The organism is Pseudoalteromonas sp. Hal040 (assembly GCF_037162425.1).
Lineage (GTDB): Bacteria > Pseudomonadota > Gammaproteobacteria > Enterobacterales > Alteromonadaceae > Pseudoalteromonas > Pseudoalteromonas gelatinilytica.
Window position 1 is genome coordinate 297,321 of the sequence record NZ_JARLUU010000002.1, and the last position, 15,471, is coordinate 312,791.

Genomic DNA, 15,471 nt, shown 5'->3' on the forward strand with positions numbered 1-15,471 from the left:
AGGTCAAACAATGAATGCTTGGTACCTCATTTGTTTTCTTTCAGCATTAGCTATTTTTATTGCTTTTGCTAACCAATATATCCTCAAAATGCAAACCACGATTGCTATAACAACAGGCTCTGTTGTTATTTCTTTGCTTCTTATACTTGCCGTTAAAATGCTTGGCGATACTACCGCCCTCGAAATGACCCAAATTGTCTCTAGTATCAACTTTAATCAGTTGCTACTAAAAGGCATGCTCGGGTTTTTACTGTTCGCGGGTGCGCTGGAAATAAACTTAGCAGCCCTTCGTAAACAACGGTGGGAAATTACCGCATTAGTGTTATTTTCAACCATAACCTCAACGGTCATTGTTGGTTACTTAAGCTATTATTTGTTTGCTTTTGTAGGCTGGCCAGTACCGTTTATTTACTGCTTGTTGTTTGGTGCTTTAATCAGCCCAACCGACCCGATTGCAGTGTTAGCCATTATTAAACAAATGCGAGCCCCAGAAGGTATTTCTGTGCAAGTTGAAGGTGAGTCTTTGTTTAATGATGGTATTGGTTTGGTGATTTTCACAACGATATTTTCTGTGGCCTTTTATGGCACCGAAGCCACTTTTACTGACGTTGCAGAATTGTTCTTGGTTGATGCCATTGGCGGTATCGTGTTTGGTCTCGTGATTGCACTAGTTGGGCATTTTTTAATTATTAATAGCCGTGATGTGAACATTCGTTTGCTACTAACCCTGACCATTCCAACAGCCGGCTTTGCAGCAGCAAATATTTGGGAAATCTCAGGTGCGCTTGCTATGGTCACCAGTGGTATTTTACTAGGCAATATTACCCGTTCAAAAGCAACTGAGCGTACGGGGCCAGAAGATACTCGCTATGTGAAAGATTTTTGGCATGCCACCGATAGCTTTTTAAATGCCTTGTTGTTTTTGATCATCGGTATGTTAATTGTCACCATGCCGATTACCCTTGAAGAAATTGGCTTGGGTTTACTGATGGTACCTGTGGTGTTGCTGGCTCGTTTTATAAGTGTAGGTGCACCATTTGTGTTCTTTAAAAAGTATCGCCAATACGATAAGCACTCGGTGAAAATACTCACTTGGGGTGGCTTACGGGGTGGTCTAGCGCTGGCAATGGCAGCTGCCATCCCACGCGATCAAGTAATGATTGCAGGCTCAGACCTTCACAACCTAATTGTTATTGTCACCTACGTAGTAGTGATTTTCTCGATTATCGTACAAGGTTTAACAATTTCGCCGTTGATCCAAAGTAGTATTCAATCAGCAGAAGCAAAAAATTAAGCACTACTTTTTACTCTAAAGGCTCGTTTATCGGGCCTTTTTTTGTGCTTTATCGGCATACATTCGCGCGTCAGCAGCAGACAGCAATTTAGTCAGTGAGCAAGGTTGCTGACCAGAAAAATCGGCAATGCCATAAGAAAAGCCAAGCTCAACTTGGTTATTAAAGCTATTAGGTAAGTCACTGAATGACAACAACAAGCGTTGCATTATGGTGTCGCATTCGCTGCTATTTAAATCTGTAAATAAAATCACAAACTCATCACCGCTCAAACGCGCATATAAATCAGCCTTACGGCAACTATTCTCTAGTAATCCTGCAAAATCTTTCAGTACTCTATCGCCAGCAGCATGACCAAATTTATCGTTAATTGCTTTAAAATTATCTAAATCAATAAACACTAATTTTGCTTTTAAATGCTGGCGAATACATAAATCAAGGTAATGCTCTGCGGTGCTAATAAAACCGCGACGATTAGGCAATAAAGTAAGCTCATCGGTAGTGGCTAACTGCATGATTGCAAACTCTCGCTCGACGATTGCTGCAAAGTCTTGTAAGGCTTTAATTTCTTGTTTGTTAAAACTGTGCGGTTGGTGATCGATAAGGCACAAAGTGCCAATTCTATTTCCTGATTTAAGTGTAATTGGGCAGCCCGCATAAAAGCGAATATTTGGGTCTCCCATTACCAGTGGGTTGTCTGCAAAGCGCTTATCGTTTAAGGCATTTTCAACCACTAAGGGGTCTTTGTATAAAATTGCATGGGCGCAAAATGAAATGTCTCTTGCGGTCTCAGTCACATCTAACCCCACACATGACTTAAACCACTGTCGATGCTCGTCAATTAAGCTGATAACACAAATTGGTACAGAGAAAAATTGCTGAGCTAGGCGAGTGATTCGGTCAAAGGCAGGTTCACTTTGAGAGTCTAAAACATCTAATGAGCGAAGCTCTTCAAGCCTAGCTTGCTCATTTGATGGCACTGAGGGTCGTTCCATTGAATTGCCTTGTAAGTTACAGCACAAGTGTTTCTTAACGTTAGCAGAAAAAGCCGCACAGTTGCATAAATACAAATTCTTATTTTGAGTATCAAGCCCATGTATCTAGGTGTTTATTACCCTCTTCATCTTCTTCTATGGCACTTTTGTTGCCTTTATCATCTTTTTTCGCAGCTTTTTTGCGGCGTTCTATTTCACGTTTTTGGCGCTTTTCAAGCTCAATTCGTTGCACGTTCGCATCTTTTACGCCCGCAATATGAAACGCACCTTTACTTTCCAACTGTAAGCGCGTAATTCGACCTAAAAAGGGGATCATGATATCCATTTGTACCTCCTATCTGTCCATTTATTATCGGCAGTTATAGCATATACTTTAATTTCGCAAAAAAATGCTTGCCAAAGATTGGCAAAGCATGTTTATCTATATACGTAACTTATTTAAACAGATTTACGCACTGGTTTACACAAACAAGTGCAACACAGGAAAAATTATGCGCTTCAATCTGACAACTATCCATCATCACCATCATTCACCGGAATAGCCTGTCAGGTTTTTCGCTGAGAGGTTATTCCTAAAAGGAACCTCTGGCGAGCAATCAACCAAATTATTTATTTTCGCCCTGAGGTTCCCTCGGGGTTTTTAGTTTTTGAATTAAAGGAAAATGAATAATGAGCAATACCAACCGTTTACGAATCGCCATCCAAAAAGGCGGCCGCTTATCAAAAGACTGCCAAGAGTTACTAAAGCAACTTGGTGTCAAATTAAATCTTCGTGAACAACGTTTAATCGCACACTCTACCAACATGCCAATCGATGTACTTCGTGTACGCGATGACGATATTCCAGGCCTTGTAATGGACGGTGTATGTGACCTAGGTATCGTTGGTGAAAACGTACTAGTCGAAGTACAAGCCGAGCGCGAACGCCAAGGTGTGGCATTTGAAGTGAATAAACTTTCTAAACTTGATTTTGGTTACTGCCGCCTAGCGCTTGCATGGCCACAAGAACTTGGCCCACAAGATAAAAGCTGGTTCGAAGGTAAACGCATTGCCACTACTTACCCAGAAATCTTAAGCCAATATCTAAAACGCGAAGGCATTAACGCAAGCACAGTCATGTTAACGGGCTCTGTTGAAGTCGCACCGCGTGCTGGTTTAGCTGATGCAATTTGTGACTTAGTGTCTACTGGTGCAACGTTAGAAGCAAACGGCTTAATGCAAGGCGACACCATCTTAGAATCAAATGCATGTTTAATTCAAAACAAAGACCTTACTGATCAAAGCAAGCTTGATTTAATCAACACGTTAATGCCGCGTTTACGTGGTGTCCGCCAAGCAAAAGAAAGTAAATACATCATGCTACACGCACCAAAAGCAAAGCTTGATGAAGTATGCGACTTACTACCAGGTACAGGCCAACCGACTTTACTATCACTTGCTGGTAGCGACGATTATGTAGCACTACACATGGTTAGCAGCGAAACCCTTTTCTGGGAAACAATGGAACAGTTAAAAGCACTGGGTGCTAATTCAATTCTTGTCATGCCAATTGAAAAAATGATGGAGTAAATATCCATGTTTCGCTGGAATGAGGAAAATCAACAAGCACAGCAGACGGTACTTACCCGCCCTGCTGTTACTGCAAGTAAAGAGGTTGAAGCAATTTGCATCGACATCTTAAATGCAGTTAAAACACAAGGTGACGCAGACGTTATTAAAGATGGCAAAGGAGTTTGATAAGCGCGAAACACCTCGCTTATTAGTGCCAGTTGAAGAAATAAACCAAGCTGAGCAGTTATTATCAAACGAGTTAAAAGCCGCCATCGAAACGGCCTATGCCAATGTAAAACGCTTTCACCAAGCACAATTACCTAAAGACATTAAGTTAACAACGCAACCTGGCGTATTGTGTGAACTTAAATATCAAGCCATTGAAGCAGTAGGTATTTACGTGCCAGGTGGCAGTGCGCCATTGCCATCGTCAGTGATTATGCAAGGGGTACTTGCACAGTTAAGTGGTGCACAAACCGTTGTGCTTACTACACCTGTAAAAGCCGATGAAACTATCAACCCTGCCATTTTATATGCGGCAAAACTATGTGGTATTAAAACCATTGTAGAAAGTGGTGGCGCAGGTGCCATTGCAGCAATGGCTTACGGCACAGAGTCAGTGCCTAAAGTGAACAAAATTTTTGGCCCAGGAAATAGCTTTGTCACCATGGCAAAACAACTTGTTGCGCAAACTATTCCAGGCATGGCGATTGATATGCCTGCTGGCCCTTCTGAAGTGTTAGTGATTGCTGATGAACGTGCAAACCCAGAGTTTATTGCGGCAGATTTATTATCGCAAGCGGAGCACGGTGCGGATTCACAGGTTATTTTACTGTGTAACAGCGAACGCATTATTGAAAAAACACAGCAAGCTTTAACAGAGCAGCTAGCAAAATTAAGTCGTAAAGACACTGCCGAGCAAGCCCTTGCTAACTCCAGCTTGATATTAGTGGACTCGGTTGAGCAAGCTTTTGCGGTGTCTGCGCAATATGGCCCTGAGCACCTTATTTTACAACTTGCTGATGCGCAGCCTTATTTAAGCTTAGTGAAAAATGCCGGCTCAGTATTTGTGGGTGATTACACCCCGGAGTCTGCTGGTGACTATGCATCTGGCACGAACCACGTACTACCAACGTATGGTTACAGTGCGACCTATTCGAGCTTAAACTTACTGGACTTCTTTAGAACTTACACAGTGCAAACCATCAGTAAAAATGGTTTACGTGAATTATCTAAAGCAATTTTACCTTTGGCCGCAGCAGAGGGGCTTGATGCTCACGCTAATGCTGTTTCAATTCGTCTTGAGGCTATGAACAATGAGCGATAATTTAAAAATAACGACACTGTTGCCAAATAACATTGCAGCGCTTACAGCCTACAGTTCAGCTAAAAGTGAAAAGCTAACAGGCACAACGTGGTTAAACGCCAACGAAAGCCCGTATTCACGTACGCCAAATATCAATTTAGCAGATTTAAATCGCTACCCAGATCCGCAGCCTCAGCAAGTGATCACTCGTTACGCTTGCTATGTTAATTTAGAGCCTGAGCAAGTACTGATGACTCGTGGCGCTGACGAAGGTATTGAACTATTAGTACGTACTTTTTGTAGCCCTACTAAAGATAGCATTGCACTTTTTTTGCCAACTTACGGCATGTACAAAGTCACTGCTGATACCCACAACATTGCGATTAACGGTTTAACTCAAGAGCTGTTATTAAAAGGCACAGTTGATGAGATTGTCACTGCGGTTGCTGATTCAAAGCTGGTGTTTATTTGTAATCCAAATAACCCTACCGGCAGCATGACAAGCCTAGACAAAATCAGAAAAATCACCCAGCAACTTGCGGGTAAAGCGATTGTAGTGGTGGATGAAGCTTATATAGAATTTTGCCCAGAACAAACAGCGGCAAGCCTGATCAACGAGTTTAGTAACCTTGTGGTACTAAGAACCTTATCAAAAGCATTTGCACTTGCGGGTTTAAGAACAGGCTTTACGCTTGCCAACAGTGAGCTACTTGCGCCTATTCGTAAAGTGATTGCGCCTTACCCTGTATCAACGGTGGTTGCGAGCATTGCCGCAGATGCATTAAGTAGCGACAACATCGCTTCAATGCGCCGTCAGGTGACAATTTTAAATAGCTTAAAAGCCAAACTGAAAAGCTGGCTTGAGCAATCACCTGCTGTTATCAAAGTACTGAGCGGTGAAGGTAACTTTGTCACCTTAAAATTAAAAGACAGACAATCATTTAATATCGCACTTGAGCAAGGACTCGTGATGCGTGCGTTCACCTTATATGGCGAAAATGATTGGTTACGAATTTCTATCGGTAACGAGCAAGAACTAGAACAAGTAAAAATTTGGTTAGATGGTTTATCACTGACCAGCAATACAGTAGAACAGGAATTATCATGAGCAACCCGTATTTATTTATTGACCGCGATGGCACGATTATCGAAGAGCCTATCACCGACAAACAGGTTGATAGCCTAGAAAAATTAGTGTTTTTGCCGAATGTGATCCCTGCTCTATTACAACTTCAAGCGGCAGGTTACCGCCTTGTGATGGTTTCAAATCAAGATGGTTTAGGCACTGACAGCTTCCCCACCGCTGACTTTGATATTGCTCAAGACAAGATGATGGATATCTTAAACAGCCAAGGGATTAAATTTGATGAAGTTCTGATCTGCCCTCACTTTGATGAACAAAATTGTGACTGCCGTAAACCAAAAACCGGCTTACTTACTGAGCTAATGCGCTCGGGTAAAGTTGATTTAGCACGCTCATTTGTGATTGGCGACCGCCAAACTGATATTGGACTTGCCAATAACTTATGCTGCGAAGGTATTTTGTATGACGGCAGCTGGGATGCCATTGTCACTAAGCTGACAACCGCGAACCGTGAAGGCCGTGTCACTCGCAACACCAAAGAAACGCAAATCGATGTGCAAATTAATTTAGACCAAACAAAAAATGGCGAAATTAGCACGGGCCTTGGCTTTTTCGATCACATGCTTGACCAAATTCGCACACACGCCAATATCGGACTTAATATTCAAGCCACTGGCGACTTACACATTGATGAGCACCACCTAGTTGAAGATATTGGCATTGCACTTGGCCTTGCCCTAAAACAAGCGCTAGGTACAAAAACGCAAATTGGTCGCTATGGTTTTGCACTCCCTATGGATGAATGTAAAGCAGAAGCGCAAATTGACTTATCGGGCCGTGCCTCGTTTGTATTAAATGCCGATTTTAGCCGTGAAAAAGTGGGTGACTTAGACGTACAAATGGTTGAGCACTTCTTTAAAAGCTTAAGTGATAATGCCGCCATGAGCCTTATTTTGTCGGTTAGCGATGGTAATTGTCATCACCAAGTTGAAGGCTTATTTAAAGCGTTTGCAAGAGCACTTCGCGCTGCTATTGCAAAAGATGCTTCGCAACAAACTGCAAGTTCTAAGGGGTGTTTATGATTGCCATAATTAATACCGGTTGTGCCAACATTAACTCTGTTCGTTTTGCCTTTGAACGCTTAGGTAAAAATCCTGAGGTGATCACCTCCCCTGAGCAACTAAAAGGCTTTGAACGTGCTATTTTACCAGGCGTAGGCCATGCCTCTGTTGCCATGAAACGCTTAAAAGACGGTGGTTGGCAGCAAGCAATTGATGAATATCAGCGTCCGCTGATGGGCATTTGTTTAGGCATGCAATTACTTTGTGACAGTACAGAAGAAGGCAATGTTGATTGCCTTGGCAAAATTCCAGGTGTTGTTAAGCACTTAGAAGTGGGCACATTAACCTCACCACATATGGGGTGGAATGACCTAAGCGTGCTAAAAGAGCATGCCCTTACCAAAGGGTTATCAGCGCAAGATCAAGTTTACTTTGTGCACAGCTTTGCGCACACAGTAAACGATGCCACCCTAGTTAGCGGTGAATACGGGCAAGCTTTTTCAGCAATTGTTGCCAAAGATAACTACGCAGGCATGCAGTTCCACCCTGAGCGAAGCGCCAAAGTAGGCACCCGACTTTTACAAAACTTTTTAGATTGGCAGCTGTAAGCGCAGCAAAAAATAAGAGAAATAAACGTGATTATTCCAGCACTCGATGTATTACAAAACCAAATTGTGCGCTTATACCAAGGTAAGTATGATACAGCACAATTTTACCCTTACGAACTTGGCGCACGCTTACAAGAATACGCAAACAGCGGCGCAGGCAAACTGCACTTAGTTGATTTAGAAGGCGCGCGCGATCCAAATAAAAAACAGTGGCAGCATATTCAAGCTGCAACCAAAGCGCTTAATGTGCCTTATCAAGTGGGCGGTGGTATTCGCTCAGAGCAAGATGTTGCTGACTGGCTTGAAGCCGGTGCTAACCAAGTCGTGATTGGCTCAATGGCCGTTGAAAAGCGCGAACAAGTAAAGGCCTGGATTGAAAAATTTGGCAGTGAACACTTTGTTATCGCACTAGATGTTAATAAAACTGATAACGGCTGGGTACCAGCAACACATGGTTGGTTAAGTGAATCTGAGTTTGGCTTGTTCGAACTTGTTGATTTTTACGTGGCACTGGGTGTGGTTGATTTTCTGTGTACTGACATCAGTAAAGACGGCACCATGACCGGCCCTTCGTTTGCACTTTATAAAGATTTAACCAACCACAACAGCGAGATTAAAGTTCAAGCATCAGGCGGTGTAAGCTCACTGGATGATATTGCAAAACTAAAAAAACTTGGCGTTGGCGGTGTTATCTTAGGTAAATCATTGCTTGATGGTGCCTTTAATGTTGAGGAGGCGCTAGCATGTTATCAAAACGCATAATCCCTTGTTTAGATGTAAAAGACGGCCAAGTCGTTAAAGGTGTTAAATTTAAAGGCCATGAAGTGGTTGGTGATATTTTAACGCTTGCTAAGGCATACAGCGATGCCGGTGCGGATGAACTGGTGTTTTATGAAATCAGTGCCAGCGTCGAAAAACGCCTACTTGATGTTAATTGGGTAGAGAATATTGCACGCCACATTGATATTCCATTTTGTGTGGCAGGCGGCATTAAATCTGTTGCCGATGCAGCACGTGTTTTAGAACGTGGTGCAGATAAAATCAGTATTAACAGCCCCGCTATTGCTCGCCCAGAGCTTATCAAAGAGTTACACGATGAGTTTGGTAAACAATGCGTGGTTGTGGGTATTGATAGCTTTTATGATGAAAACACTGGCGAGTATTTAGTGTATCAGCTGACTGGCGACCCAAATGCATCAAGCCGTACTCGCTACAAAACCGAAGAATGGGTTAAGCGTGTGCAAGACCTAGGCGCTGGTGAAATTGTACTCAACTGCATGAACCAAGATGGCGTGCGTAAAGGCTACGACAATGTTCAGCTATCAAAAATGCGAGCACTGTGCGATATTCCACTAATTGCTTCAGGTGGCGCAGGGACGATGCAAGACTTTGTTGATGTATTTCAGCAAAGCCAAGTTGATGGTGCGCTCGCTGCCAGCGTATTTCACAAGAACGTCATTGATATTGGCGAACTAAAACAATTTTTAACTGATAATAATGTAGCGGCAAGACTATGCAATTAACCAAAGACACTCTTTCTCAAGTCGACTTTGCCAAAAGCGAATTGATCCCAGCTATCGTGCAAGACGCACGCTCTGGGGTGATTTTAATGCAAGGCTTTATGAATCAAGATGCATTAGCTGCCACTTTCGACAAGCAAAAGGTAACCTTTTACTCGCGCTCTAAAGAGCGCTTATGGACCAAAGGCGAAACATCAGAAAACTACCTTGAAGTCGTTTCGGTGCACACCGACTGCGATTACGACTCACTATTAGTGCTGGCAAACCCACTTGGGCCAACATGCCACCTAGGTACACAAAGCTGCTTCGGCGATGATGCTAAACCTAGCTTGTCGTTTTTAGCTGAGCTTGAACAAGTGATTGTCTCGCGTAAAGACGATGATCCAAGCAAAAGCTACACAGCGTCTTTGTTTGCAAAAGACTTAAGCCGTAGTTGCCAAAAAGTGGGTGAAGAAGGTGTTGAAGTTGCCCTTGCAGCCATGAAACATGATAACGATGAATTAACCAATGAATCGGCAGACTTACTGTATCACTTAACTGTGTTATTGCAGCGCCAAGGCCTATCGCTGGCTGATGTGGTCAGCTGTTTACAAGGCCGCCATAAGTAATCAATATAGAGTGTGGTATCTAAATACCGCACTCTATTGCTGTTTTAATGCTTCTAACACAATTTTAAATGCCGGCGAAGGTTGTCTGCGGCTTGGATAGTACAGATAATAACCGGGAAATGCAGGGCACCAATCAGCCAACACTTTAATTAAATTACCATTTTTTATATGCTCACCAAACTCTTCTTCAGGTAGAAACGCAATACCTAACCCCTGTAACGCAGCCTCAACAATATGATGAGAGGTATTAAAGATTAATTGACCGCGTACATTCACATTAAGTTCTTCACCCTCTTTTTCAAACTCCCATGCATACAAACCGCCGTGAGTCGGAAAGCGAATATTGATACAATTATGTGCAGTAAGATCCTTTGGTGTATTAGGCTTTTGATGCTTAGTAAAATACTCTGGGCTTGCAACCGCTGCCATATTGAGCTCTTTACCGATAGGCACTGCAATCATATCTTTATCTATAGTTTCGCCAAGACGCACTCCTGCATCAATTCGCTGAGCAACAATGTCTGTGTAGCCATAGTTAACATTAAACTCAATATTAATATCGGGATATTGCTTTAATACATTGGCAAGTTTGGGGAGTAATGTGCTCTGAATGATAAAGTTACCACAGGTAATTTTTACAGTACCCGCAGGTTTGTCTCTGAGTTCAGTTAACGCTTCTAACTCATTTTCAATATCATCAAAACGATGCCCTATTGCATTGAGTAAACGCTCTCCAGCGAGTGTAGGCGAGACGCTTCGGGTTGTTCTGGTTAGCAAACGAATATCTAAATTTGCTTCTAGTGACCGAATAGCTTGGCTCAGAGCAGACTGTGTTACGCCTAACTGGGCCGCAGCACGCGTAAAACTTCCCGTTCTTGCCACAATGACAAAATAGTTCAATTCATTGAGGTTTTGTTTGATCATCTACCAGCCTATTAATAAGTTTTACTAATAAAGCATATTAGTATTCATTAGCTAGTCTATTCAACCTATGTTTGAAAAAATACTCCCTCACAATTAACTATATGGACTAGCATGACAAATTACTCAACCTATCAAGATGATCAGCCTATCGAGCAGCAAGCTAATTGGAGTGGGGTTTTTGCGATGACATTATGTATATTCGCCTTAATCGCCTGCGAGTTTATGCCTGTAAGCTTATTAACACCTATGGCTGAAGATTTATCAATTAGTAAAGGCATGGTTGGTCAGGGGATTGCAATATCGGGCTTTTTTGCGGTGATCGCGAGTCTTTTCATGAGTCCTTTATTTGCTAAAAGTGACCGAAAGACCTTACTCGTTGCGCTTACCCTTTTAATGCTACTGTCAACTTTAACAATCTTTATAGCTGATAGTTACGCTGTTTATATGCTTGGTCGAGCGTTAATCGGCTTAGTCATTGGTGGCTATTGGTCTCTTTCAACCGCTTCAGCAATGCGCCTAGTCCCTGATGACAAAGTGCCAAAAGCACTTGCCGTATTTAATGGTGGCAATGGTCTTGCCATGATAATTGCAGCACCACTTGGCAGTTATTTAGGCAGTGTTCTTGGCTGGCGAGGCGCGTTTATGTGTTTAGTGCCATTTATTGCTATTGCTGTATTTTGGCAATGGCAGGCTTTGCCTAGCATGCCAGCCCAGCAGCAATCAAAAGGACCTTTTTCTACATTTAGGTTATTTAAAAAGCCACTCGTCTGTTTTGGTATGCTAGCTGTCGCGCTGCTATTTATGGGGCAATTTACTTTATTTACCTATGTAAGACCCTTTTTAGAGTCAGCATTTCAAGCCTCCAGCCAACAAGTCTCTATGGTGTTATTTGTTATTGGTTTTGCAGGCTTTATTGGAACCTTACTGATAAGCAAAGTCATAAAACTCAGTTTAGCGTTTGCATTAATAGCTGCTCCTGCAGTTATGGCATTAATTGCATTTTGTTTAGCTAATCAAATTTCTCTTTTTAACATCAACATCGTATTACTTGGATTATGGGGATTAATTGCAACTGCAGCGCCTGTTGCTTGGTGGAGCTGGGTAGCTCGTGCTTTACCAAAAGATGCTGAAGTTGCAGGAGGGTTGATGGTCGCAATTATTCAGTTTTCGATAGCGCTAGGCTCAACGTTTGGCGGTATATTATTCGATGTTTATGACTACTCTATTACCTTCTTTGTTAGCGCAGTTATCTTATTTTTTGCAGCTATTGCCAGCTATTTCAGTATAAAAACACACTAAAAAATCATTAGGTAGCTCATACTTGGGCTACCTAATGTTCATTTTAAGCACCTAAAAATACATTCGACACTTTTAGGCAATAAATCGACTGTTCTAATATAACGCCAAACTGCACAAATAACCGACAATAACCTCATCAAAGCTGCATTGTGAAAACAAATTGCAGTCCCTGTTAATCACAAAATAGGAGAGTGTTATGACAACCTCAACGGATAATTTTTACCAAAGCGATGCTGTTAACTTTGAAAAAGTAATTTTCAAAAACCAATTACTAATGAATGTAGTCGGTAATCTTTTTACACCTAAAAATGCAGAGAAAGGTGCGAACCTTCCGGCACTTGTAATTGGTCACCCTATGGGTGCGGTAAAAGAGCAAAGTGCTACTTTATATGCAACTAAACTTGCAGAGCTAGGCTTTGTAACTTTGGCAGTTGATCTTAGCTTCTGGGGCGAAAGTGACGGCGAACCACGTAATACTGTGCTGCCTGATTTATACGCAGAGTCATTCAGTGCCGGTATCGATTACCTTGCTAGCCGTTCATACGTCAACAAAGAAAGCATTGGTGGTTTAGGTGTATGTGGTAGTGGTGGTTTCATCATTAGTGCCGCTAAAATTGACCCACGTATAAAAGCTGTGGCAACAGTGAGTATGTATGACATGGGTGGCGCAACGCGCAATGGTTTAGGCAACTCTATCGACCTTGATATGCGTAAAGGTATGCTTGATGAAGCCGCTGAGCAACGTAATGTTGAGTACCTAGGTGGCGAAGTACAATACACAGGCGGCTGCCCGCATCACATTGATGAAAGCTCACACCCAATTGCAAAAGAGTTTTATGACTTTTACCGCACTGAGCGTGGCGAATATACACCAGAGCGCTCATCAGCAGATTTAACAACACACCCAACATTAAGCAGCAATGTGCGTTTTATGAACTTTTATCCATTTAACGATATTGAAACTATTTCACCACGTCCATTACTGTTTGTTGCTGGTGAACAGGCTCACTCATTTGAGTTTAGCCAACAAGCCTATGATTTAGCTGCTGAGCCTAAACAATTACTTGTTGTGCCAAATGCAGGTCATGTTGATTTATATGATGATGTAAGTTTAATTCCATTCACTAAGATTGCTGAATTTTTCACAGCAAGTCTTTAAGTAAAGCGTGTCATGGTAACGAATGGGACATAGGGATATGCCCATTCGTTTTTTATACGAAAAGGATTATTTAGCCGTTGCTAAAAACGCCTCAACATCTCGTTTTGGTGATAAACCAAAAAACCGAGAATACTCGCGAGAAAATTGTGAGGGGCTTTCGTAGCCAACCTTAAAAGCAGCACCTGAGGCATCCATACTCTCACCAACCATCAACCTTCTTGCTTCCATTAACCTTAAACGCTTTTGATATTGCAACGGACTCATTGAAGTTAGATCTCGAAAATGATGGTGGAAAGTCGATTTACTCATTTTCGCAAGACCCGCTAAGTCCTCTACACTCAAGGGTTGATCATAGTTTTCTTTTAACCACTTAACACTACGAGCAATTCTGAGCCCTTGGCTACCGGTTGACACTATATGGCGAAGCTCCGCCCCATGCTCACTGTTAAGTACACGCCAAAAAATTTCGCGTTTAATTAATGGCGCAAGCACTGGCATAGACTCCGGATCATCAACCAGCTCAATTAATCGTGTAAAAGCGTTAAGGAGCGGTTCTGTCATCTCACCTAAGGTCATTCCCTTATTGAGTGATTGCTTGTTTAATTTGTCGAGCGGTATTTGCGAAATCAGTTCACCTAACATAGCCAAATCAAGCTTTAACACTAAGCCTAAATAAGGTGCGTCGTCTTTAGCTTCGAGAACTTGCATTTTTGCAGGCAAATCAATAGAGGTAATCAAATACTTGTGTGGGTCATACTTGAACACATCTTCGCCCAAGGTCATGCTTTTTGCCCCTTGTAGAACCAGTGCGATACTTGGTTCAACCACACACATTGAACAAGAAGTGGCGGCCTGTGTTTGTCGATAAAAAAACAAGTCCTCAATCACGCTATCAGCGGTTTCTTGCAGCCCAATAAGCGGCGCAATCTTATCGGCTAAAGCAGCGCTCATTTTAGCAAGAGTTTCATAATCTGAATGCATAACCAACCCAATTAAATTCAAGATACTTAACTATACGCTCGGTTATACAATATTGACCAGTGGTAAATTTACCGGTTCGGACTAATAGGCAATAACTTGCGCGCATTGTACTTTTTAAAGGCACAGTTTTTAGCCAAAATGAAGATTCGTTCGGTTACAAACACATGGAGAAAAGTATGAAGTATATTATTGGTACCCTTATCTTAACGATGAGTGCATTTAGTCATGCAGAAAACGCCTCTTCACAACGTTTAGAATTACCGCAAATCACAGTGCAAAAAAATGGCACTCTGTACCCAATGACTGGGCTCGACAAGTATTTCACGGGCAAAGTACGCGTCGAGCCTAGTTTCCAAGCTCATGGCGAGGCGAAAGCCGCTGGTGCCATGGTAACATTTGAGCCCGGTGCTCGAACAAACTGGCACACTCACCCTGTTGGCCAAACCTTAATTGTTACATCAGGTATGGGTTGGGTTAATCAGTGGCATGGACAACCTCAGGTTATAAAACCAGGTGACGTTGTCCATATTCCTGCTAATGTTAAACATTGGCACGGCGCTACAAATAAAACAGCCATGATGCATTTGGCTATTCAAGAATCAAAAGACGGTAAGGTTGTTGATTGGTTAGAGCCAGTAACAGATAAGCAATATTTAAAAAACCAGTAAAGATGGTAAGTGAAATGCAAATAACATTCACCAGTAACGGCAAAACTATGCAAGCGACTCTAGAAAGTAACAATGCCGCTAAGCATTTTTATCAACTTCTACCACTGACTCTAAAAGTAGAAGGCTTCGCCAATGCTGAGAAAATTGCCACTTTACCAGATAAATTAAATCTACAAGGCTTACCTGCTGGCACCGATGCCGATGCAGGAGACATCACTTATTACGCACCTTGGGGTAACCTTGCGCTCTTTTATAAGCAGCAAAGTTATGCAAATGGTCTGATAAAACTTGGCAAAATAACGGGCGATAGTCAGTTTTTTAAAAGTTTAGGCCAAGCGGATGTCACTATAGAGCCCTTGTAGTAGATACTAACTCTCCAGTTAGCAAAGCTGCTTCTGTACGCCACAAAGCAGCT

The 15,471-nt window shown here is 42.2% G+C and carries 16 protein-coding genes and 1 pseudogene; 13 read left to right on the plus strand and 4 right to left on the minus strand.

Translation table 11 applies throughout. The features are described from left to right. Positions 1 to 10: 10 nt before the first annotated feature. The gene (locus P4S60_RS19000; RefSeq protein WP_130167611.1) at positions 11 to 1,294 is read left to right on the plus strand and encodes a cation:proton antiporter; all 1,284 of its coding nucleotides are present in this window, start codon (positions 11 to 13) and stop codon (positions 1,292 to 1,294) included. 27 nt (positions 1,295 to 1,321) lie between these two features. Here the strand turns inward: P4S60_RS19000 and P4S60_RS19005 are convergent, their stop codons facing one another. Together P4S60_RS19005 and P4S60_RS19010 are read right to left on the minus strand one after the other, a co-directional pair. After that, complete coding sequence (locus tag P4S60_RS19005; RefSeq protein WP_337117091.1) at positions 1,322 to 2,287, minus strand: sensor domain-containing diguanylate cyclase; 966 nt, start codon at positions 2,285 to 2,287, stop codon at positions 1,322 to 1,324. A 91-nt stretch (positions 2,288 to 2,378) separates the two neighbouring features. Continuing rightward, complete coding sequence (locus tag P4S60_RS19010; protein ID WP_337117092.1) at positions 2,379 to 2,612, minus strand: hypothetical protein; 234 nt, start codon at positions 2,610 to 2,612, stop codon at positions 2,379 to 2,381. Between the two features lie 344 nt (positions 2,613 to 2,956). On the opposite strand from P4S60_RS19010, the gene hisG reads away from it, so the two are divergent. The 8 genes and pseudogenes from hisG to hisIE all read left to right on the plus strand — a co-directional run bounded on the left by hisG (position 2,957) and on the right by hisIE (position 10,025). Further along, entirely contained in the window at positions 2,957 to 3,856 is a 900-nt protein-coding gene (hisG, locus tag P4S60_RS19015; protein WP_054563881.1) for an ATP phosphoribosyltransferase, read from the plus strand. A 6-nt stretch (positions 3,857 to 3,862) separates the two neighbouring features. Beyond that, positions 3,863 to 5,165: pseudogene (gene hisD / locus P4S60_RS19020) on the plus strand (histidinol dehydrogenase). Continuing rightward, positions 5,155 to 6,252 carry a histidinol-phosphate transaminase gene (gene hisC, locus P4S60_RS19025; RefSeq protein ID WP_337117093.1) on the plus strand — a complete coding sequence of 366 codons (1,098 nt, stop codon included), beginning with the start codon at positions 5,155 to 5,157 and terminating at the stop codon, positions 6,250 to 6,252. Before hisD ends, hisC begins: the two are co-directional and overlap by 11 nt. Continuing rightward, positions 6,249 to 7,310: a bifunctional histidinol-phosphatase/imidazoleglycerol-phosphate dehydratase HisB gene (hisB, locus tag P4S60_RS19030; RefSeq protein WP_337117094.1), complete on the plus strand. Its 1,062-nt coding sequence runs from the start codon at positions 6,249 to 6,251 to the stop codon at positions 7,308 to 7,310. Before hisC ends, hisB begins: the two co-directional genes overlap by 4 nt. After that, positions 7,307 to 7,897: an imidazole glycerol phosphate synthase subunit HisH gene (gene hisH / locus P4S60_RS19035; protein WP_337117095.1), complete on the plus strand. Its 591-nt coding sequence runs from the start codon at positions 7,307 to 7,309 to the stop codon at positions 7,895 to 7,897. The genes hisB and hisH overlap by 4 nt, the downstream gene beginning before the upstream one ends. Positions 7,898 to 7,924: 27 nt before the next feature. Next, on the plus strand, positions 7,925 to 8,659 hold the full coding sequence (locus P4S60_RS19040; RefSeq protein WP_337117096.1) for a 1-(5-phosphoribosyl)-5-[(5-phosphoribosylamino)methylideneamino] imidazole-4-carboxamide isomerase: 735 nt from the start codon (positions 7,925 to 7,927) through the stop codon (positions 8,657 to 8,659). After that, the gene (gene hisF / locus P4S60_RS19045; protein WP_054552014.1) at positions 8,641 to 9,420 is read left to right on the plus strand and encodes an imidazole glycerol phosphate synthase subunit HisF; all 780 of its coding nucleotides are present in this window, start codon (positions 8,641 to 8,643) and stop codon (positions 9,418 to 9,420) included. Before P4S60_RS19040 ends, hisF begins: the two co-directional genes overlap by 19 nt. Next, positions 9,411 to 10,025 carry a bifunctional phosphoribosyl-AMP cyclohydrolase/phosphoribosyl-ATP diphosphatase HisIE gene (hisIE, locus tag P4S60_RS19050; protein ID WP_054552013.1) on the plus strand — a complete coding sequence of 205 codons (615 nt, stop codon included), beginning with the start codon at positions 9,411 to 9,413 and terminating at the stop codon, positions 10,023 to 10,025. Before hisF ends, hisIE begins: the two co-directional genes overlap by 10 nt. Before the next feature lie 33 nt (positions 10,026 to 10,058). On the opposite strand, the gene P4S60_RS19055 is transcribed toward hisIE, so the two are convergent. Further along, a complete protein-coding gene (locus P4S60_RS19055) occupies positions 10,059 to 10,949 on the minus strand; it encodes a LysR family transcriptional regulator (RefSeq protein ID WP_337117098.1) in 891 nt (296 codons plus the stop codon). Positions 10,950 to 11,060: 111 nt separating this feature from the next. Here P4S60_RS19055 and P4S60_RS19060 point away from each other — a divergent pair, with 111 nt between their 5' ends. Both P4S60_RS19060 and P4S60_RS19065 read left to right on the plus strand, forming a co-directional pair. After that, entirely contained in the window at positions 11,061 to 12,248 is a 1,188-nt protein-coding gene (locus P4S60_RS19060; RefSeq protein WP_337117099.1) for an MFS transporter, read from the plus strand. 196 nt (positions 12,249 to 12,444) lie between these two features. Next, on the plus strand, positions 12,445 to 13,407 hold the full coding sequence (locus tag P4S60_RS19065; RefSeq protein ID WP_337117100.1) for an alpha/beta hydrolase: 963 nt from the start codon (positions 12,445 to 12,447) through the stop codon (positions 13,405 to 13,407). Positions 13,408 to 13,473: 66 nt separating this feature from the next. Here the strand turns inward: P4S60_RS19065 and P4S60_RS19070 are convergent, their stop codons facing one another. After that, positions 13,474 to 14,388: an AraC family transcriptional regulator gene (locus P4S60_RS19070; protein WP_337117101.1), complete on the minus strand. Its 915-nt coding sequence runs from the start codon at positions 14,386 to 14,388 to the stop codon at positions 13,474 to 13,476. 176 nt (positions 14,389 to 14,564) lie between these two features. Between P4S60_RS19070 and P4S60_RS19075 the strand changes: the two genes are divergently transcribed. Continuing rightward, positions 14,565 to 15,056 carry a (R)-mandelonitrile lyase gene (locus P4S60_RS19075; RefSeq protein WP_337117102.1) on the plus strand — a complete coding sequence of 164 codons (492 nt, stop codon included), beginning with the start codon at positions 14,565 to 14,567 and terminating at the stop codon, positions 15,054 to 15,056. Positions 15,057 to 15,070: 14 nt separating this feature from the next. Next, entirely contained in the window at positions 15,071 to 15,418 is a 348-nt protein-coding gene (locus P4S60_RS19080) for a cyclophilin-like fold protein (RefSeq protein WP_337117103.1), read from the plus strand. The last annotated feature ends 53 nt before the right edge of the window (positions 15,419 to 15,471 follow it).